The following is a 19,465-nucleotide window of genomic DNA, read 5'->3' as shown; positions in this document are numbered from 1 at the left end:
CCCTCGGGCTCAGTCCTCGCCCGAACGGGTGTGTTGCCGCTCGTACATGCCGATCAACTCGGTGTGCACCAGGACGTGCCCGCGCATGGCGTGTTCCAGTTCCGCCTTGGTGGGCTGCTTCAGCCCGGGCAAGGTCGTGTCGAGCGCGTAGAGCTTGAAGATGTACCGGTGGCGCCCGATGGGAGGGCAGGGGCCGCCGTAGCCGGTGCGCTTCCAGTCGTTCAACCCCTCGCGGGCGCCCGCCGGCAGGCGCCCTCCCTCGGGCAGCCCGTGACTCTCGGGCGGCAGATCGACCACGACCCAGTGCACCCAGGTGCGCTGGGGCGCGGCCGGGTCCGGGGCATCGGGGTCGTCGGCGATCAGTGCGAGACTGCGCGTGCCGGCCGGCACCTCGGCCCAGGACAAGGGGGGCGAAACGTCGTCCCCGTCGCAGGTGTATCGGCGCGGTATTCCGCCGTAGTGCACGAACGCGGCCGATGTCAGCTTCATGACGACTCCTCCATCAAAGAACCGGAAAACGGCCGCGCCGGCACGTGCGGGCGCCTCGCCTCCCTAGGACGGCAGCGCTCCCAGCAGGTCGGGGTCCTCGGCCAGAGCATCGCCGGTGGCGAAGCGCCCCCAGAAGCTCAACTCCTCCAGTTGCACCACCGGCAAGCCCGCCGACCGCAGCCGAGCGGCCAGTTCACCGGAGACCAACCACCACTCGTTGATCTCGCGTTCGCTGTCCAGCCCTTCCGGGCGCACGATCAAGGAGACGCCTGCCATCGCGCTGACCGCCCGATCACAACGGCAGAACACGTGCTGCTTCACAAAGCCTGAAACCGTCGAGGCCATCGCTGCTCCTTGCTCCGTCCGGCCGCCCGATGACGAACTGATGCGCTCATCGAGCGCGGGCGGCCGCCGCAGTTGACGGTTTAGTCCAATCCGCCCGCCGCGGCTTGAGAAAGGGCAAGCGCGCACCCGAGCGGCGCCCTGCGCGCCTGCGCCGGTTCGTCCGCTCGCGCCTTGCCCCCGCGGCGTGAAGCCCTCAGCGCGTCGTTTCAGCTGCGGATATCCGCCTGACGCTCCACGATGCGGCCCACCAGACCGTAGTCCAGCGCTTCTTCTGGCGACATCCAGCGGTCGCGCTCGATATCGGCCATCACCCGCTCGAAAGGCTGCCCCGTCTCGCGCGCGATGGTGCGTGCGATGCGCTCGCGGGCCTTGATGATCTCTCTGGCCTGGATGGCGATGTCGGTGGCTTGGCCGCCGGCGCCGCCGCTGGGCTGGTGGATCAGAAAGCGGGTGTTGGGCAGGCAAAAGCGCCGCTCACGCGGCACCGACAGGTAGACATGCGTCGCGGCGCTGCCCACCCAGCCGGTGCCGATCATGTTGACCGGCGCCGAGATGAAGCGCACCACGTCGTGGATGCTGTCGCCCGACTCGAGATGCCCGCCTGGCGAGCACATGAGCATGTCGATCGGTTCGTTGGAGTCGGCCGCCAGCGCGATCAGCCGCCGCACGATGTCCTGCGCCACGTTGTCGTTGATCGGCCCGTAAAGCAGCACCGTGCGCGACTTGAAGGCCTTTTCCTCCAGAAACGAGGTGCGCGAGTCGACGGGGTGGATGGGAGGTGGGGTGGTTTCCATGAGATGAGTGCCTCCAGGACGTCAGGGCATCTTAGTGCCGGCCACCAGGTACCGCGCCCACGAGGTGCAACAGCCCTCGATGCAGCGAGGTGCATGGTCGCGGGGGGCACGGTCCTCTGGTTCCTGGGGGGTGCGTTTACGAGTTGACATAACGCACATTCTGGAAAGCTTATGGCTGGGGCGTCACCGAGCCCCGGCCACTGGTGTGCCACGGGCCCGAAGCGCCAGCGTGAGATATATCAAGCGAGCGCTGGCGGCGCGAGCCAAGATGGATGCGTGGATCGAACAAGACCGCCATCGCCCCAGCGCGGGCGCCAGGCGGCTTGGCCGGCCGGGCTATACAGGGCTCGCCCCTCACCATCACCATGTACCAACGAATTCTCGTGCCTCTGGACGGCAGCGCGACAGCCGAATGCGGGCTGCGCGAGGCCCTCGCCGTGGCTCAGGCGCAGCGTTCCTCCTTGTACTTGCTGCACGCGCTCGAGAGCTTCCCACTGACCCTAGGCGCGGCACCCGATGAGGCCGCAGACCGGCTGCGCGCTCGGCTGCGCCGCTACGGCGAGGACCTCCTCGGTCGCGCAGCGGCCGCTGCGAGCGAAGCGGGCGTGCCGAGCGTCATGCTCTTGCGGGAGGTGGCCACGGGACGCGTGGCCGACGTCATCTTGCAGGAGGCGGTGCGCATCCCTGCCGACCTCGTGGTCATGGGCACGCACGGTCGCCGCGGGTTCAACAAGTTGGTCCTCGGCAGCAATGCGCAGGCCGTGGTCCACGGCAGCTCCGTGCCGGTGCTGTTGGTTCGCCAGCGCGAGACGCTCGTGCCGCAGGCCTTGCCGCCAGGGAGCGACCCATGATCGAAGGCCATGCCCACCTCGGCTACGCGCCTCGCGGTGCGGGCCTGCTGTACGCCGTCACCTGGTTCGCGCATGGGCCGGACGTCTTCGGGTGGTACATCGGCGCCCGGGAGGGACTGCCCTGCGCATCGTACTTCGCGCTCCCGCGCTACTACACCGCGCGGGATGTCGTGCTGTGCCGGACGGCCGAGGACGACTTGCACGGCCGCTGGCTGGAAGTGACGCCACAGGGGGAAGTCGAGCTTCCACCGCCCTCCCCGGTGCCGCAGGAGCTGAGCCACGACCTGGCACGCCTGCAGGACGAGTTCACCCGCCATTGGCTGTTCTGCGACGACGACCCGCAGGCCGCAGACGAGGTGCGTGCGCTCGAGGTGCAGGGGTTCCCAGTCTGCCGCGTGAACATCCTCGCCTCGCGCATGGGCAAGCTGCGCCCCGGCGCCGCCGTGTGGCGCTACGACGCGCCGGGCGCCGACCGCAACGTGCTTGTGCACCTGTCGCGGCTGTGGCCGCTCGACGAGCGGCTGTACGACTGAACGCACGTGGCGGGCGTGCCGCGCCGGGGTTTCGAGACGCGGCGAAACCGACATTTCTCAATGGCCACCGCGGCGTCTCATCCTATCGTGCGCGCATCGGCCCTCCGAGCGGCAGGCGCGCCGTGCAGCGCGCAGGCTGCATCGGGGCTTGGAGCCCCAGTCGCGGACTCGCCGAGATCGGACGTCGCCCTTGCCCTAGGAGCCCTTTATGAAGCCAGACTGGTTCCTCGTCGCCAACGCCTCGCAAGCGAGGCTGCTCAGCCGAGAAGCCCCGGACGCCCCGCTCGTGCCGGTGGCTCAGTTCGAGCACCCTCAAAGCCGCCTGTCCGACACCGAGCTCGGTGACGCGCCGCACGGTCGCACCAAGTCCGACCAGCGTTCCCGCGGGACGTCGTTCGCGCCGCGCACCGAACTGCACCGCAAGGAGCGGGAACACTTCGCGCGCGAGATCGCGGACTACCTCGACGAAGGAGTGCAGGCCGGAAAGTGCCGCTCGCTCACGGTCTTCGCCGCCTCGCCCTTCCTCGGCGAGCTCAAGGCGGAGTTCGGCGACGCGACGCTCGGGGCGCTCAAACATGCCGTCGACCTGGACCTCACCCACTTCGGCCTCAGCGAACTCGAGCATCGCATCGCCCAGGCGCTGCCGCACGCGGGCTGAGTGCGGCTGTCGCAAGGTGTTGCCCATCTTCTGCTGCCGTGCTCCCGCCCGGGACAAGGGATGTGAAGACTCAGATCGGGTCGGGGACGGGCCCCGCCCGCTTGCGCTGGCGCAAGCGGGAACGATGGCGCACGTTGCACCCTTCTGGCCACTCAACACAGGGAGAGACCTATGTCATCGAACACACCGAAGGTCGCCGTCGTCACGGGCGGCATGGGCGGCCTGGGCGAGGCCATCTGCAAGCGCCTGAGCGAGTCGGGGTTGACGGTCGTGGCCGCGCATTCGCCAGGAAACCGCCGTGCCGGCGAATGGCTCGAGCGCATGAGCCAGGACGGCTACCCTTTCGCTGCACAGGCGATGGACGTGGCGAGCTTCGCCTCGTGCCGCGAGGCTTTCGAGGAGATACGCCGCCGCCGCGGCCCGGTGTCCGTGCTCGTCAACAATGCCGGCATCACGCGCGATGTCAGCTTTCGCAAGATGAGCGAGGAGGACTGGCAGACGGTGCTGCGGACCAACCTCGATTCGATGTTCAACGTGACCAAGCAGGTCATCGAGGACATGCTCGCGCTGGGCTGGGGACGCATCGTCAACATCTCGTCCGTCAACGGGCAACGCGGTGCCTTCGGCCAGGCCAACTACGCGGCCTCGAAGGCCGGCATCCATGGGTTCACGAAGTCGCTGGCGGTGGAGTTCGCGAAGAAGAACATCACCGTCAACACGGTCTCTCCCGGCTACCTCCACACGGCCATGGTGGCCCAGGTGCCCAAGGATGTGATGGAGACGCGCATCCTGCCCGAGATCCCCGTCGGACGGCTCGGGGAGCCGGACGAGGTGGCGCAGTTGGTGAGCTACCTCGCCTGCGAGCGCGCGGCATTCATCACCGGCGCGAACATCTCGATCAACGGTGGTCAGCACATGTATTGAGATTGAGTGATCGCAACCGACGTGTGCGGCGGCAGGGCTGCGGCGTCACACCAACCGGAAGCTCCCCGCGCTGCCCGCTGTGCTCGGGTCGCCCAGCGCCGCGGTCACCGCGTCGTCCACCGTGTCCAGCCAGACGAACCGCAGAGCCTCCTGGGCCGACGCGGGGACTTCATGCAAGTCCTTGCGGTTGCGCCTGGGCAGCATCACCGTCGACACGCCGGCGCGAAGGGCGGCGAGCACCTTCTCCTTGATGCCGCCGACCGGCAACACGAGGCCGCGCAGGCTGATCTCGCCGGTCATCGCCACGTCGTGGCGCACGGGCCGGTCGGTGAACAACGACGCCAGCGCCACGAACATCGCGATGCCGGCACTCGGCCCGTCCTTGGGGATGGCGCCGGCCGGCACATGCAGGTGAAGGTCGATGCCGTCGAACATCGCGGCCGGCACGCGCAGCTCGGGCGCCCGCGCCTTGATGAGGGTCAGCGCCGCCTGGGCACTTTCCTTCATCACGTCGCCCAATTGCCCGGTGAGGATGAGGCGGCCGCTGCCGGCCACTCTCGTCGCCTCGATGAAGAGAATGTCGCCTCCCACGGGCGTCCACGCGAGGCCGGTGGCCACGCCGGGCAAGCCACTGCGCAGCGCCGTCTCGTGCTCGAACTTCGCCGGCCCCAGGATGGCTTCGAGGTCTGCCTTGTGCACCCGCACACTGGTGCAGCGGCCCTGCGCCACGCACATCGCGGCGTGACGCATGACGCGGCCGACCTCGCGCTCGAGCTGACGCACGCCGGCTTCGCGCGTGTAGTCCGTCACCAGCGCGCGCAGGGCCTCCAGCTCGATCTCGCACTGGTCCTCGCGCAACCCGTTGGCCTCGCGCTGGCGCTGGACGAGGTAGCGCTGCGCGATCTGCAGCTTCTCCTCCTCGGTGTAGCCCGGCAGTTCGATCACCTCCATGCGGTCGCGCACGGGCGGCGGCACGTTGTCGATCACGTTGGCCGTCGCGATGAACACCACGCGGCTCAAGTCGAACGGCACACCGAGGTAGTTGTCCCGGAACGTCGAGTTCTGCTCGGGGTCGAGCACTTCGAGCAGGGCGGCCGACGGGTCCCCTTGCAGGCTCGCGGACATCTTGTCGACCTCGTCGAGCATCATCACGCAGTGGCGCGCGCCCGCCTTGCGCAGGCTTTGCACGATGTTGCCGGGCATCGCTCCGATGTAGGTGCGGCGATGGCCCCGGATCTCGGCCTCGTCGTGCACGCCGCCGAGCGAGACACGCACGAACGGCCGTTGCAGCGCCCGCGCGATGCTCTGCCCCAAAGAAGTCTTGCCCACCCCGGGCGGGCCGACGAAGCACAGGATCGGCGACCTGCCGGTGGGGTTGAGCTTCTGCACGGCGAGGAATTCCAGGATGCGCTGCTTGACGCGCTCCAGCCCGAAGTGCTGCGCTTCCAGCACCTCGCGCGCGACGTCGAGGTCGATCGCGGTTTCCGGGGGCGTGCGCCAGGGCAACTCCGTCATCCACTCCAGGTAGGTCCGCAGCATCGAGTACTCGCCCGTGGTGTCGCCCATGCGCTGCAATCGTCGCAGCTCCTTGCGGGCCTGGGTCTCCACCTCCTCCGGCATGCCCGCCTGCGCGATGGCCTGCTCCAGCCGGGCGATCTCCTCGTCGCTTTCGGTGCCCTCACCCAGCTCCTTCTGGATGGCCTTGAGCTGCTCTTGCAGCAGGAAGCGCCGCTGCCGGTCGTCGAACTGCTCCTTCGTGCGCGCGCTGATCTCCTGAGACAGGCGCAACACCTGAACACGGTGCGCCACGATCTCGAGCACCTTGTGCAAGCGCTGTTCGGTGTCGGTGGTCTCCAGCAGTTGCTGCTTCTCCGCCGGTTGAGCATCGAGCAGGCTGGCCACGGCATCGGCGATCGAACTGGCGTCCCGGGTCTCCTGGATGGCCTGCGCAAGCTCGGCGGGCACGGCCGGCAAGAGCGACATCAACTCGCTGGCCCTCTCGCGCAGTTGCAGCGCGAGCGCTTCGGCTTCCGCGGAAGCGGGGCTGGGCTCCGAGACGGGCTGCGCATGCACCGCGAGGAACGGGTAGCCCTCCACCGGCGCGACCACCCTGAACCGCTCCAGCCCTTGGCAGACCAGATGGTACTGGCCGTCGGCGCCTTTCAGGCGGCGGATGACCTTGGCCAGCGTGCCCATGACGCACAGGTCCTGCACCGTGGGGTCGTCGACAGTGGCGTCCTTTTGCAGCAGCACGCCGATGGGCCCGGAGGTCTCGGTGGCGTACTGGACGGCGGCCAGCGAGCGCGGACGCCCGACGGTCACCGGCAGCAGCACATGGGGAAACAGCACGACGTTGCGCATGGGCACGACCGGGACCACACCCTTGGGCAGGCTGGGGGAAGACGACGAGGTCGAAGTGGTTTCCATGGAACTTCCATCCGATGCCGATGAGCGGCCAGGCGCGTCCCCGGTCGGAGCGACGGAGGACGGGCTGCCCGCCTGAGGATGACAAGGCGCGGCCCGCTTCGGGCGGTCTGCGCCGACCCCTTCGAGGGGCGCCGCGGAAACCGCCGCCCGCCCGAGCCCTGCGCGAACCCAGCTCCTAGGATGGGCCGGCACCGCCACCGCAGGCGTGCGAAATGTCAAAACCGGGGTGGTGCTGCCCCCAACGCTGCGACAGGAAGGCGTCGAGGAAGTCGGCGAGCCGGCTTCTGGGCAGCAGGTCGATGCCGGCCGCACCCGTACGCCCGGAGCCCCCGAAGCGCCGACACAGCTCGTCTGCCCCGCTCGGCGAGGACAGCGGCGCGCGCACGCTGACGCGCCAGCCGCCGCCCGAGGCGGTCTCGACCAGCACGGCGTGAGCCCGGTCGGGGTAGGCCGTCGCGAGGTCGTTGGCGAAGGTGCCCACCACGCGCCGGGACCAGGCCGCGTCGGGCAGGAGATGCACGCTGGCACGATCGCCTTCCAGCAAGGGCGATGACGCGCGAGCGCGGTTCAGGTCCGCAGCACGCAGCTCACGCAGCTCCCGAAGCACGGGTTCGCTGCGCACAGCCTCCAATGGGTTCTCGTGGCGGCTCAAGATCCCATAGAGCACGGCCGGTGCCACATGCACGTCGCTTTCCGACTCGCCGTAGGCGTTGTAGTTGATCGATCGACCGAGCTCTTGCAGTTGCTCGCATTGCGCATCGCTCAGCCCCGCCTCGACGGCCAAGCGATGCCCCACTTCCTGCAGGTTGTCGCCGAACGCACCCACCGCCGCCCACGCTCGTCGCCGGCCCTGGAGGTGGCGGTCCATCAGAACGCAGGTGCACACCCCGCTGCCCGCATCCAGATGCACTTCCAGGCCCGGGTGCTGCGGAATCTCGCCCGCGGCGTGATGATCGAAGTAGCGCACACGCGCCCCGGCCGCGAGCAGCCGAGTCAGCGCGGCCCGGTTGCGCTGCATCGACAGATCGCACACCAGCACCTCGTCACCGGGCCCGGCCGGCACCCGTTCGAGCAGCGCGATGTCGCGCTTGAGCCCGGTCACCAGCGTCGCAGGCGCCGGCCGCTCGAGCCGCCACTGCAGCACGGCGCAAAGCCCGTCGGCATCCCCGTTGCACACGTCGAAGCACCGCATCATCCCGAGTCCTCGTGGCTGGGCCCGCACCCCGGCCGCCCGTCAGGCCGCGTGGGCGACGGCCGTGTGCGGGCCTGCCACCCCATGCTGGCGCACCCGGACGTGCGCTGGCGTGCGCCACATCAACTGCGGGGCCACGAAGGTGGCGTGGCGAAGGGGGTCGATGGGCCTCACGCGACGGCACAGTCCCCGAGAGCCGATGGGCTCGCGAAGTCGGCGGCGTCGGTTGCCATGCCGGGCAGTGGCCGCGGCGCGTCGAGTTCGGCCGTTCGCCGCGTCAGGCGCTGAAAGCTCTGCAGCCCCTCGATGTCGACGATCTCGATGGCGCGCTGAGAGACGGTCAAGTAGCCCCCCTGGGCCAGCGCCGTGAAGGCGCGGCTCACCGTCTCGTGGGCCAGCCCCAGGTAGCTCGCGATGTCGCGGCGGCTCATCCGCAGCACGAAGCGGCGGCCGGAGTGCCCGATGAGCGCATTGCGCTCGGACATCTGCAAGAGGAACCGAGCCAGCCGAACGTCGGCCCCCACCGCGCAGACGAGTTGCAGGGCGTCGAGGCCGCGGCGCACTTCGCGGCTCGCGCAGCGGTGCAAAAAGCCCTGCATCGCCGGCACGTCCGCCTCCAAGCCGCGCAGCTCGGAGAAGGCCACCACCGCAGCGCGCGAGTCCTCGAGCGCGATGACCGACGTCGTGTAACGGCCGTTGGCGATCCCGTCCATGCCGATCATGTCGCCGCGCACGGCAAAACCGAGGACCTGCTCGTACCCTTCCTCGTCGCAGCGCGCGAACTTGAAGGTGCCGGACTGGACGAAGAACAGATGGCGAAACGTGCCTTCCTCATGGACCAGGGCCGCCCCCCCGGGCACCGGTCGCACGGGGAAGTACCGGTCCTCCAGGACCGCGGCGGCGGCTGCCTCGCCCGCGAAGGAGCGCAGCAGACTCGACAGGCTGCACCGATGCTCCAGCGCAGCGTTCTCGACCGACGGGCCCGCGCCCGTGGTCGAGTCCGCGCGGTCGGCCGTGCGACACACCATTCACATCTCCCTTCTTGCACGCTCGGACACCCGCGCTTCGGGTATCGACCCGGAAGACTCTAGGCCGCGCGCTCGCGGGCCGCTGTAGGGAGTTCTCGACGGCCCCTGTGCGGAGTGTTCGCAATCGGGCGGCTTGAGTCTCACTCGTCGTCGAGGTCGATCAGGCCCTCACGGATCGCGAAGCGGACGAGCGCAGGCACGTCCGGCACGCCGAGCTTTTGCATCAGACGGTAGCGGTAGGTGTCCACCGTCTTCGGAGACAGGCACAGCTCCTGCGCGATCTGAGCACTCGAGCGGCCCGTGGCCACCATCCGAACGATCTGCCGCTCTCGCTGTGACAACGCCTCGAGGCGGTCCTGGGCCGAGGCCGTCGTCAGCGCTTGCACGGCCAGGTCCGCGATCTCGGCGCTGAGGTAGCGCCGGCCCTGGCCCACCACCTCGATGGCCTTCAGGAGTTCGGGCGCCGGGGAGTCCTTGAGCAGGTAGCCGGCCGCGCCCATCCGCAACGCCTCGGCCACGTGGCGCGGTTGCGCCGACATGCTCAGCACGATGATGCGCACCGAGGCGGTGCGATGCTGGAGGCCCGACAGCACCTCGAACCCCGAGCGGCCGCCGAGGTTCACGTCGAGCAAGACCATGTCGGGGCCCGCTCGCACGATCTCCGCGATGGCCTGGACCGGCTGGTCGGCCTCGCCGATCACCTCGTGTCCGGCTCCCTGCAGCAGCAGACGCAGCCCGTCACGCACGAGTGCGTGGTCCTCGACAAGATACAAGGTGCTCATGGGCACGCCGTCCAGTGAAGCTCGACCACCGTGCCTCCGCCCGCGCCGGCCCCGATCGAGAATGCCGCACCGATGGCCGTGGCCCGTTCTCGCATCCCCACCACCCCCAGGTGGCCCGGCTCCACGCTGACACCACCGGCGGGCAGACCCACACCGTCGTCCTCGACGCGAAGCCGCAGACCGCCCTGCGTGCCCGACAGCACCACCCGTACGGTCGAAGGCTGTCCGTGCATCAAGGCGTTCGCGATCGCCTCCCGGGCCACCATGAAGGCCGCGTACTCCACGTCGGCAGGCCAGCGCGCCGCGCGCTCGTCCAGCGGGCCGTCGAAGACGAGCCGCACGCGGGGCGACGCCGCCGCGCGACTGCGCAGCTCGTTGTCCAGGGCGATCTCCAATCCCTCCTCTTCGAGCAAGGGCGGGCGCAGTTCGATGAGCACCCGACGCACTTCGAGGAACGCCTGTGCGATCAACGAGGCGATCCGCTCGTCGAGCTGCCGCATTCGGCCGTCCTCCCCCTCCCCGTGCAGCGAGCGCGCCACCTCGCACGACAGACGGATCGCGAGCAGCGTCTGGCCCAGCCGGTCGTGCAGCGATTGGGCGATGCGCTGCGTCATCTCCTTTTCCTGGCTCATCAGACGCTGCGTCAACGCTGCGGCGTGCGACTGGGCCTGATGCTGGGCGGTCGTGTCGTTGGCCACGAGCAGATAGCCGACGAAGTTGCCGGTCGCATCGCGTGCCTGCGTCGCATGCCACTCGCAGTGCAGCGCCTCGCCGTCCCTGCGCTGCATCGGGCCGCTGCCGTTGACTTCGTGCCCTTGCTGCAGTTGCTCGTGCAGGCGCTGCATCGTCTCGGCCGCGACACCTCCGGCGAAGCTGCTTTGCGGAGTCCGGCCCAACACCTCGCGGTCCGACCAGCCGGCGAACATCCGGCGGCAGGCCTCGTTCCAGTACAGCACGCGCAAGCCGCAGTCGCACAGCAGGACGCCCGACGGCAGTGCGTCCAGCACCAGCTGCAAGCGGGTGGCGTCTTGAGCCAGCAGCGCCAGAACTTCGCGAGCCGTGAGCGGTCGTTGCTCGAGGGGCCCCTCGGGGCCGCCGGCGGGCGCCTCGCGCGGCATCGGGAGGTCCCTCGCGTGGGCCGTGAGCACATCGAGGTAACCGGCGAGCCCTGCGCGCCCCGGCGTGCTGGCCTCGCGCACGCGCCGCGTCATCGCGGCAAGCAGCCGCTCGTACGGCTGCATGAGGCGACGCGACAGCTTGTAGCCGAGCGCGCCGAACACCAGGGCGGCGAGCACGCCCACGGCGGCCACGCTGCGCTGCAGGGTTTGAGAGGGCCGAAGTGCCACTCCGAGGTCCTGCACCGCGACCACCTGCCAACCAAGACCGGCCGGGCCGCCGACCGGTATCGACGCCATGAGGAGCTCCCGGCCGCCATTCGTGCTCGTCTTCCAGTACCTGGCCGGCCTCGGCCCGCCGGTGTCGGCGCGCATCAGGACGGGGTCGAGTTCCCCCAGGCTCTCCATGCGCGTGAGCAGCCGGCGCTGCTCGGTGGAGTAGATACCCAAGTCCAGTCCTTCGCCGCGAGAGTCGAGCTCGAGCCCGAGGATCGGCTCGCGCAGCGAGACGAACCACCACCAATCGATGCTCGAAACGAGCACGGCCTCCAGGCGACCCTGCGGCCCCGGGAGGGGCACCGCCATCTCGACGACCATGCGCTTCTCGTCGACCGGCACGGGCCCACCCCCCGTCTCGATCGCGCGTGGCCGCCCGACGCGGGACTGCGCCGCTTCACCGGGCAGGCGCTGCGCTTGTTCATGGACCGAGCCCACCTGCGCCGCCTCGGTGGAGGCGATCACGCGTCCGTCCAGATCGACCACTGCGAGTTGACGCGAACCTTCGAGATGCTGTTGGGCCCATTGCAGCACGGGCGTCAGCAGGGCCGGGTCCAGGGCGCCCTGCCCTTCCACGCGGGCGATCATGCGCAGATGGTCTTCGCGCTGTTCGATGGCCTTGGCGAGGCGGAAGGCAAAGGCTGCGCCGGCTTGCCGCATGCGGGTGGCCGCCCGATCCTCCAGGTACCCGTTGAGCAGCCATTGGCTCAACCCGAGCACACTGAGGACCAACAGGACCGCCAGCGCCGCCGGGATGGCTGCCACCTGCCAGTGCAAAGCGATCGGCCTTCTCATGACTGCCCCCGGCCAAGCCCACCCTCTGTTGATGCATGCCAATGCATCGCCCCGGCTGCCGCGCATTGCACGGCAGCGGCAGCCATGAGGACCTTATACCCACTATCCGCCCGCTGGGGGGCCGACCCTTGATCTGGATCACAGAGGGCGGCGCTCGCCCGGGCCGCGGTCGGTGCCGCCCCCGTGGCTCGAGGCCTGGACCCAGCCCTGCAAGACGGCGTGCAGTTCTCTGGCCCATCGATCGGCATCGAGGTCGGCCGCGCCGGCCTCGGCGCAGCTCGCGACGCCCTCGTCCAGGGCACGGGCCCGCGCTTCGGGCTGGCGCAGCGCCTCGCACAGCAGGGCCCAAGGCACCGGCTGCAGGAGCACGCCTGCGCTCGAGACGGCGGCGTGCGCTCCCCGCGCCTGCGCCAAGGCGGCGATCTTGCGTCCCCGCACGCAGACCTCCCACGGCGCAACCCCGGCAAAGCAGGCCCACTCGACGCCCTGCGGGGCCGCACGGCCCACCGGGTGCACCCGGGCCTCGACGCGATGCCGGCGCAGCCACCGCACGAGGGCGAGGCCGAGCCGGCGGTGGGGTTCGAGGAGTCCGATGCCGAGCAGGCGATGCCGGGCCGGCAAGGCCACACTCGCAGTGAGCATCCACGGGCCCACCAGCACGGCCGTGCCTCCCGTCGCGCGCAGCAGCACCTGCCCGCCCCACCCCGCAGGGCCTTCGCGGGCCAGGGCGGGCGCGATCACCTCCAAGGAACTCTTGACCAGCACGGCCCGAGCGAGCGCCTGTCCGCGGTGCACGTGGTCGCCCTCGGCCACGAACCACTGATCGAGCAAAGCAGCAGTGCCGGCCTCCAGCGACTCCCACAGCTCGGGATCGAGGATCACGTCCTTCATGCCGCCACCGCCAGCCGCGGCTGCATCAGCAGCCGGCATTGCTGCACGATGCGCTCGACCGAGGGAATCACCTCCTGCTCGAGCCAGCCCGGAGTTTGACGAGACTCAAGCAGAGCCCGCCTCAGTGGGCCAGACTCGACCCATGGTCGCCCCTTCTCAGGAAGAAGTAACGAACGTCGGAGCGGCCTCTTCGCGACTCTTCAGACCTTTTCGACAGGGGAATTCGTCATGAACCAGATCCGTCTGCCCGATGTGCTGTCTTTGGAGAACACCGAGGAGCTGTGGCGCAGCTTGTTGCGGCCCCTGCGGTGGGATGGCCCTCAGGGCGTGCCGCAGATCAAGCTGGACGTCCACGAGGACGACGCCGCCTACACCGTGAAGGCAGAGATGCCCGGGGTGAAGAAGGAAGACATCGACGTGCGCATCGAGGGCGCGCAGGTGTCGATCAGCGCCGAAGTGAAGAAGTCCGACGAGAAGAAGGAAGGCACCCGGGTGCTGCGCGCCGAGCGTTATGAAGGCTTCGTCAGCCGCAGCTTCACGCTGGGCTGCGAGATCGATCGCGACAAGGCGACTGCGCGCTACCAAGACGGTGTTCTCGAACTGCGGCTGCCCAAGCAGCAATCGGGCGCCGCCCACAAGGTCACCATCGAGTGACCACCGCGCCGCGGCCTCCCGTGAGGCCGCATGTCCTTTCTGTGTCCTATCTCATGCCTTGCACCCGCAAGGCCAGGAGACCCGCATGGCCTCTCGCCCGGCAATCATTGGCAGTACCTCCTCCGAATCCCTCGCCTCGGCGCAGCCGCAGGTGTCGCCCGACGGCCCTTCCACCCACCCTCACACCACCACGGCCACAACAGCCACCACGGCCACAACAGCCACCACGGCCACCACGGCCACCACGGCCACCACGGCCACCACGGCCACCCCCCCGGAGGCCACCCCGCACACGAGCCCCGATCCGTGGGCCGACATCACTCGGCGACAGATGGAGTGGCCCCTGCAGGTCATGCTCGCGATGTTGCACGGCGCCGAGGCGATGGGGACCATCGAACTCAACTACGCGCACATGCTGCGGCAGCACCATGAGGCGGTGCTGGCGCGGCTGGCTGCCGCCGAAGATGTGACGCAGATGTGGGCGGCGCAGGCCGAGTTGCTGCGCTTCGACGCTGCGGGTTCGCTCCGATGCTGGCAGGAGACGCTCGACGCATGGGTCCACGCCGGGCAGGACATGCTCAATCGCGTGGCCTCGGCGGCCGACCGCAATGGAGGCGACCCGCTCCTCGCAGCTTTCCTTGCGATGCAAAGCTGCATGCACAGCGGCTTCCGCCCGATGGACGACTTGTTCAACGCGCCGTACTCCCGCCCCTTGGACGGCGGCCGGGCTGGTCCGCAGCCTCACTGAACCCGAGCGACGCCGGGCCGCAGCCCTCCGTCGGGGCCCGAGCCTCAGACGGACTTCACCCGCCGTCCGCGAGGGCGGCGAGCGCTGGCCTCGGCCGGGGCGGGCGCGCTGGCCTGCGCCACGGACGCCGCCGCGGCGCCGAACAGCGTGCGCCCGTGCACCACGTCATCCAGCCGGCGGGCGATGCTGCCGCACACGAGGTCGCACAACGCATAGACGGATTCGTCCGCCACCCGGTAGTAGACCGCGGTGCCCCGGCTCTCGCGGCGCACGAGCCCGTGTTGCATCAACAAGGCCAGGTGGCGCGACACGTTGGCCGAAGTGCATTCGCACGCCTGCGCCAGTTCACCCACGTTGTACTCGCCTTGGCGCAGCAGATTGAGGATCTGCAGCCGCGTGGGCTCCGCCAGCGCCTGGAAGTAGGCGGCAACCTGTTCGAGGGCCTCGGGGGGTAGGTCTTGCATGGTGAGACGCGAGATCAGGCCCGCATATTGCCTCAGATCGGCACGTCGAGGCGCGCGAGTGGTCATCACTTGACTATTTAGCTAAGTGCTCAAATAATACACCCGAATTCTCGATCGTCATGGGAGCCAGAATGTCCTCGGTCGCCTTCCGGTTCTTCAGCCCGGTGCTCGTCGCGATGGCCACCGCCGGCGTTGCGGCGGCGCAGCCCCCCTCGTCCACCTCTGCGGCCCGCGACGGCGCCGCCGGCGAGGCGCGGCCCTCGAGCGCGCTGGCCACGGCCGTCGTCGCCGCCGCGCGCGACGGCACCCGAGCCGCCTATGAAGGGACGGTCCAGGCCGTGCGCCAGACGGTGCTCGCCGCCCAGGTCCCCGGCGCGGTCGTCGACCTGCGCGTCAAGCCCGGCGACGCGGTCGAGGCGGGTCAGGTGTTGGTGCGGCTCGACGCCCGTGAAGCGCAGCAGGCGGCCGCCGCCAGTGCGGCCCAGGTGCAGGCCGCGCGCGCCGCGCAGGAGGCGGCCACGCGCGAGTACGAGCGGCAGAAGCAACTGTTCGAGAAGCGCTACATCAGCCAAGCCGCCCTCGAGCGCGCCGAGGCCCAGTACAAGGCGGCCCAAGCCCAGGCCGCGGCCATGATGGCGAGCGCGCAGGCGGCCACCACGCAGTCCGGCTACTACGTGGTCAAGGCTCCCTACGCGGGTGTGATCGCCGAGGTGCCGGTGGTGCTGGGCGACATGGCGATGCCCGGGCGCCCGCTGGTGACCTTGTACGACCCAGCCCGCATGCGGGTGAGCGTGCCGCTGCCGCAAGGGGTGGCGTCGCGCTGGAGTGCGGACACCACCGCCTCCATCGAGATCCCCGGCTTGCCGGCCGAGCGCGTGGCGCCCGTCGCCGCGGAGCTCCTGCCGGCCGTCGATCCGTCCACCCACACACAGGAGCTGCGCCTCACCCTGCCGGCCGGCCTGGCGGTGCGGCCCGGCTCGTTCGCTCGCGTGTGGCTGCCGCTCGGTGCGCAGGGCGACCGGAGCGCCGCGGCCCTGTTGGTGCCGGCCCAAGCCGTGGTGCGCCGGGCTGAGCTGACCGGCGTGTACGTGCTGTCGCCGGAAGGCCGGCCGCTGCTGCGTCAGGTGCGCCTGGGCCGACGCATCGGCGATCAGGTCGAAGTGCTCAGCGGCGTCTCCGCAGGCGAGCGCGTGGTGCTCGACGCCCAGGCCGCCTCGCGCGTGCGCTGAGGACGGAGGTCACCGATGCACAGCCCCCTCGGCATCTCCGGCCGCATCGCGCGGTTCTTCCAGTCGGCGCAGATCACGCCGCTGCTGGCGCTCGTCGCGCTGTTGCTCGGCCTCTTCGCGGTGATGGTCACGCCGCGCGAGGAAGAGCCGCAGATCGACGTGACGATGGCCAACGTGTTGGTGCCCTTCCCCGGCGCCTCGGTCAAGGACGTCGAGCAAATGGTGGCGACCCCGGCCGAGCAGGTGCTCTCGCAAATGGCCGGTGTCGAGCACGTCATGTCCGTCTCGCGCCCCGGGCTCGCGGTGCTGACCGTGCAGTTCAAGGTGGGCGTGCCGCGCACCGAAGCCCTGGTGCGCCTGCACGACACCCTGCGCGCGAACGCCGACTGGCTGCCGCGCGGCCTGGGCGTGGGCGAGCCCTTGGTCAAGCCCAAGGGCATCGACGACGTGCCCATCATCAGCCTCACCCTCTATGCCCGCGACGCGAGCCTCGGGGCCTACGACCTGGAGCGCGTGGCTCACAGCCTGGAGGCCGATCTGAAGCGCGTGCCGGGCACGCGCGAGGTGGTGACGATCGGCGGGCCGGGGCGCGCCGTCCTGATCGAGGTCGACCCGGCCCGGCTGGCCGGGGCCGGCGTCACCGTCTCGGACGTCCGCCAGGCCCTCCAATCGGCCCACCTGGCCGCCCCCGTGGGCGAGCTCCTGGCCGGCAACCAGGCGGTGGCGATCGAGGCCGGGCCCTTCCTGCGCGACGCGCACGACGTGGGCCAGCTCGTGGTCGGCGTGCGCGCCGGCCGGCCGGTGTTCCTGCAGGAGGTGGCCGACGTGCGTGACGGGCCGCTGCCGCCGCAACGCTACGTGTGGCACGGCCAAGCCGGCGAGACCCCGCGCGAGGACCCCGCCGTGACCCTCGCCATCACGAAGAAGCCCGGCGAGAACGCGATCGACGTCGCCGAGGCGGTGATCGCCCGTGTGGAGGCGCTGCGCAACACGGTGATCCCGCAGGGCGTGGAGGTGGCCACGACCCGCAACTACGGCCTCACCGCCGACGAGAAGGCGAACCAGCTCATCCACAAACTGCTGTTCGCCACCGCCTCGGTGGTCGCGCTCGTGTTCCTCGCGCTGGGCAAGCGCGAGGCGGCCATCGTGGGCGCCGCGGTCATCCTCACCCTCACGGTCACGCTCTTCGCGAGCTGGGCATGGGGCTTCACGCTCAACCGCGTGTCGCTCTTCGCGCTCATCTTCTCGATCGGCATCCTGGTGGACGATGCCATCGTGGTGGTGGAGAACATCCACCGGCACCAGGCTCTGCACCCGGGCCGGTCGCTGGCCGAGATCATCCCCGCGGCGGTCGACGAAGTGGGCGGCCCCACCATCCTGGCCACCCTCACCGTCATCGCGGCCCTCCTGCCGATGGCCTTCGTCACCGGGCTGATGGGGCCCTACATGAGCCCCATCCCGATCAACGCGAGCATGGGGATGATGCTCTCGCTGGCGATCGCCTTCGTCGTGACGCCGTGGATGGCGCGGCTGTGGATGAAGGCGGCCCCGTCGGCCCACGGCCACGGCGAGACCAGCGGCAAGGAAGGAAGCGGTCACGGCCCGAGCGGCCGCATCTCGCGGCTGTTCGAGCGCGTCTTTGCGCCCCTGCTCGATGCCAGGCGCGGCGGGCGCAACCGCGCGCTGCTGGGCGCGGCCGTCGCCGCGCTGATCGCGGTCTCGCTGGCCCTGCCGGTCCTGGGCTGGGTGGTGCTCAAGATGCTGCCCTTCGACAACAAGTCCGAGTTCCAGGTGGTGGTGGACATGCCGGCCGGCACGCCGGTCGAAAAGACCGCCGCGGTGCTGCGCGAACTGGGCGACTACCTGGTGCGCCAGCCGGAGGTGGCCCACTACCAGGCCTACGCAGGCACCGCCGCGCCGATCAACTTCAACGGCCTCGTGCGCCAGTACTACCTGCGAGCCGGCGGCGAGGTGGGGGACCTGCAGGTCAACCTGGTCGACAAGCGCCATCGCAAGGAGCAAAGCCACGCGATCGCGACCCGCCTGCGCCCGGCCTTGCAGGAGATCGGTCGCCGGCATGGCGCCAACGTGAAGGTCATCGAGGTGCCCCCGGGCCCGCCCGTGCTCTCGCCCATCGTGGCCGAGATCTACGGACCGACCGCCGAAGGCCGCCGGCAGGTCGCGCAGGCCGTGCGCAAGGTCTTCGAGGAGACGCCGGGCGTGGTCGACGTCGACGACTCGGGCATTGCCGAGGCGCGGCGCTTGCTGTTGCTCGTCGATCGGCGCAAGGCCGCCCTGCTCGGGGTGCCGCAGGCCGCCATCGTCGCCACGCTGCGCGCAGGCTTGGCCGGCGAGCCCGCGGCCTACCTGCACGACGAGAGCAAGTACCCCGCCGGCGCGGTGATCCAGCTGCCCGCCGAGCGGCACGGCGATCTCGACGCCCTGCTGCAACTGGGCGTGCGCGGCGCGGCGGGCCAGGTGGTGCCGGTGCGCGAGCTCGTGACGGTGAGCGACACCGTGCGCGAGCAGCCCCTCTATCACAAGGACGGCTTGCCGGTGCACTTCGTGGTCGGCGACATGGCGGGCGAGGTGGACAGCCCCCTGTACGGCATGTTCAAGATGCGCGAGCGTCTGCAGGCGCTCCAGACGCCGGGTGGCGGACGCCTGGTGGAGTACTTCATCCGCCAGCCGGATGAAGCCTGGCGCGACTACGCCCTCAAGTGGGACGGCGAGTGGCAGATCACCTACGAGACCTTCCGCGACATGGGCGCTGCCTACGCCGTAGGGCTGATCCTCATCTACCTGCTCGTCGTCGCCCAGTTCGGCTCGTACCTCACGCCGCTCATCATCATGGCGCCGATCCCGCTGACCATCGTCGGCGTGATGCCGGGCCACGCCCTGCTCGGAGCCCAGTTCACGGCCACCAGCATGATCGGCATGATCGCGCTGGCCGGCATCATCGTGCGCAACTCCATCTTGCTGGTGGACTTCATCCGCCTGGAGGTGTCGCAGGGTGTGCCGCTGGAGCGGGCGGTGGTGCGCTCGGCGGCCACGCGCGCGCAGCCCATCGTGCTGACCGCTCTGGCCGCGATGCTGGGCGCCTTCTTCATCCTCGACGATCCCATCTTCAACGGGCTCGCCGTGTCCCTGATCTTCGGCATCTTCGTCAGCACGCTGCTGACGCTGGTGGTGATCCCCTTGCTGTACTACGTGGCCTACCGGCACCGACCGCAGGCCGCGGCCCTTTCCTCGACCTCTCGCTGAAGGAGC

At 69.9% G+C, this 19,465-nt stretch carries 19 protein-coding genes; 8 read left to right on the top strand and 11 right to left on the bottom strand.

Annotated features, from left to right (window positions below; translation table 11 throughout):
- Nucleotides 1-9: 9 nt before the first annotated feature.
- The 3 genes from OMP39_RS07615 to OMP39_RS07605 all read right to left on the bottom strand — a co-directional run bounded on the left by OMP39_RS07615 (nt 10) and on the right by OMP39_RS07605 (nt 1,628).
- On the bottom strand, nt 10-489 hold the full coding sequence (locus OMP39_RS07615) for a YbhB/YbcL family Raf kinase inhibitor-like protein (protein WP_264891162.1): 480 nt from the start codon (nt 487-489) through the stop codon (nt 10-12).
- A 63-nt stretch (nt 490-552) separates the two neighbouring features.
- Entirely contained in the window at nt 553-765 is a 213-nt protein-coding gene (locus tag OMP39_RS07610) for a hypothetical protein (RefSeq protein WP_264891161.1), read from the bottom strand.
- A 275-nt stretch (nt 766-1,040) separates the two neighbouring features.
- Entirely contained in the window at nt 1,041-1,628 is a 588-nt protein-coding gene (locus OMP39_RS07605) for an ATP-dependent Clp protease proteolytic subunit (protein ID WP_264891160.1), read from the bottom strand.
- Nucleotides 1,629-1,993: 365 nt separating this feature from the next.
- Between OMP39_RS07605 and OMP39_RS07600 the strand changes: the two genes are divergently transcribed.
- The 4 genes from OMP39_RS07600 (at nt 1,994) to phbB (ending at nt 4,594) form a co-directional block, all read left to right on the top strand.
- Nucleotides 1,994-2,479, top strand: a complete 486-nt coding sequence (locus OMP39_RS07600) for a universal stress protein (RefSeq protein ID WP_264891159.1) — start codon at nt 1,994-1,996, stop codon at nt 2,477-2,479.
- Entirely contained in the window at nt 2,476-3,012 is a 537-nt protein-coding gene (locus tag OMP39_RS07595; RefSeq protein WP_264891158.1) for a hypothetical protein, read from the top strand. Before OMP39_RS07600 ends, OMP39_RS07595 begins: the two co-directional genes overlap by 4 nt.
- A 208-nt stretch (nt 3,013-3,220) precedes the next feature.
- Nucleotides 3,221-3,670 carry a host attachment protein gene (locus tag OMP39_RS07590; RefSeq protein WP_264891157.1) on the top strand — a complete coding sequence of 150 codons (450 nt, stop codon included), beginning with the start codon at nt 3,221-3,223 and terminating at the stop codon, nt 3,668-3,670.
- Nucleotides 3,671-3,841: 171 nt separating this feature from the next.
- Entirely contained in the window at nt 3,842-4,594 is a 753-nt protein-coding gene (phbB, locus tag OMP39_RS07585) for an acetoacetyl-CoA reductase (protein WP_264891156.1), read from the top strand.
- A 45-nt stretch (nt 4,595-4,639) separates the two neighbouring features.
- On the opposite strand, the gene lon is transcribed toward phbB, so the two are convergent.
- The 6 genes from lon to OMP39_RS07555 form a co-directional block, all read right to left on the bottom strand.
- Nucleotides 4,640-7,021: an endopeptidase La gene (gene lon / locus OMP39_RS07580; RefSeq protein ID WP_264891155.1), complete on the bottom strand. Its 2,382-nt coding sequence runs from the start codon at nt 7,019-7,021 to the stop codon at nt 4,640-4,642.
- 175 nt (nt 7,022-7,196) lie between these two features.
- Nucleotides 7,197-8,216 (bottom strand): hypothetical protein, encoded by a 1,020-nt coding sequence (locus OMP39_RS07575; protein ID WP_264891154.1) that lies wholly within the window; start codon nt 8,214-8,216, stop codon nt 7,197-7,199.
- Between the two features lie 167 nt (nt 8,217-8,383).
- The gene (locus OMP39_RS07570) at nt 8,384-9,241 is read right to left on the bottom strand and encodes a Crp/Fnr family transcriptional regulator (protein ID WP_264891153.1); all 858 of its coding nucleotides are present in this window, start codon (nt 9,239-9,241) and stop codon (nt 8,384-8,386) included.
- 140 nt (nt 9,242-9,381) lie between these two features.
- Complete coding sequence (locus OMP39_RS07565; protein ID WP_264891152.1) at nt 9,382-10,023, bottom strand: response regulator; 642 nt, start codon at nt 10,021-10,023, stop codon at nt 9,382-9,384.
- Entirely contained in the window at nt 10,020-12,209 is a 2,190-nt protein-coding gene (locus OMP39_RS07560) for a PAS domain-containing protein (RefSeq protein WP_264894416.1), read from the bottom strand. Before OMP39_RS07560 ends, OMP39_RS07565 begins: the two co-directional genes overlap by 4 nt.
- A gap of 138 nt (nt 12,210-12,347) precedes the next feature.
- Nucleotides 12,348-13,100: a lipoyl protein ligase domain-containing protein gene (locus OMP39_RS07555; protein WP_264894415.1), complete on the bottom strand. Its 753-nt coding sequence runs from the start codon at nt 13,098-13,100 to the stop codon at nt 12,348-12,350.
- Between the two features lie 228 nt (nt 13,101-13,328).
- Here OMP39_RS07555 and OMP39_RS07550 point away from each other — a divergent pair, with 228 nt between their 5' ends.
- Nucleotides 13,329-13,754: an Hsp20/alpha crystallin family protein gene (locus OMP39_RS07550; protein ID WP_264894413.1), complete on the top strand. Its 426-nt coding sequence runs from the start codon at nt 13,329-13,331 to the stop codon at nt 13,752-13,754.
- Between the two features lie 180 nt (nt 13,755-13,934).
- On the opposite strand, the gene OMP39_RS07545 is transcribed toward OMP39_RS07550, so the two are convergent.
- Complete coding sequence (locus OMP39_RS07545; protein WP_264894412.1) at nt 13,935-14,072, bottom strand: hypothetical protein; 138 nt, start codon at nt 14,070-14,072, stop codon at nt 13,935-13,937.
- 13 nt (nt 14,073-14,085) lie between these two features.
- Between OMP39_RS07545 and OMP39_RS07540 the strand changes: the two genes are divergently transcribed.
- On the top strand, nt 14,086-14,502 hold the full coding sequence (locus OMP39_RS07540) for a hypothetical protein (RefSeq protein WP_264894410.1): 417 nt from the start codon (nt 14,086-14,088) through the stop codon (nt 14,500-14,502).
- A gap of 44 nt (nt 14,503-14,546) precedes the next feature.
- On the opposite strand, the gene OMP39_RS07535 is transcribed toward OMP39_RS07540, so the two are convergent.
- Nucleotides 14,547-14,966, bottom strand: a complete 420-nt coding sequence (locus tag OMP39_RS07535; RefSeq protein ID WP_264894409.1) for an ArsR/SmtB family transcription factor — start codon at nt 14,964-14,966, stop codon at nt 14,547-14,549.
- A 131-nt stretch (nt 14,967-15,097) separates the two neighbouring features.
- Between OMP39_RS07535 and OMP39_RS07530 the strand changes: the two genes are divergently transcribed.
- Nucleotides 15,098-16,195, top strand: a complete 1,098-nt coding sequence (locus OMP39_RS07530) for an efflux RND transporter periplasmic adaptor subunit (RefSeq protein ID WP_264894407.1) — start codon at nt 15,098-15,100, stop codon at nt 16,193-16,195.
- 15 nt (nt 16,196-16,210) lie between these two features.
- Nucleotides 16,211-19,459 (top strand): efflux RND transporter permease subunit, encoded by a 3,249-nt coding sequence (locus OMP39_RS07525; protein ID WP_264894406.1) that lies wholly within the window; start codon nt 16,211-16,213, stop codon nt 19,457-19,459.
- Nucleotides 19,460-19,465 lie beyond the last annotated feature (6 nt).

Origin of the sequence: Schlegelella aquatica, from assembly GCF_026013905.1 — a bacterium.
GTDB classification, from domain to species: Bacteria; Pseudomonadota; Gammaproteobacteria; order Burkholderiales; family Burkholderiaceae_C; genus Caldimonas; species Caldimonas aquatica.
Note: the sequence above shows the minus strand (reverse complement) of the source record. Positions and strands in the feature narration are given on the sequence as shown.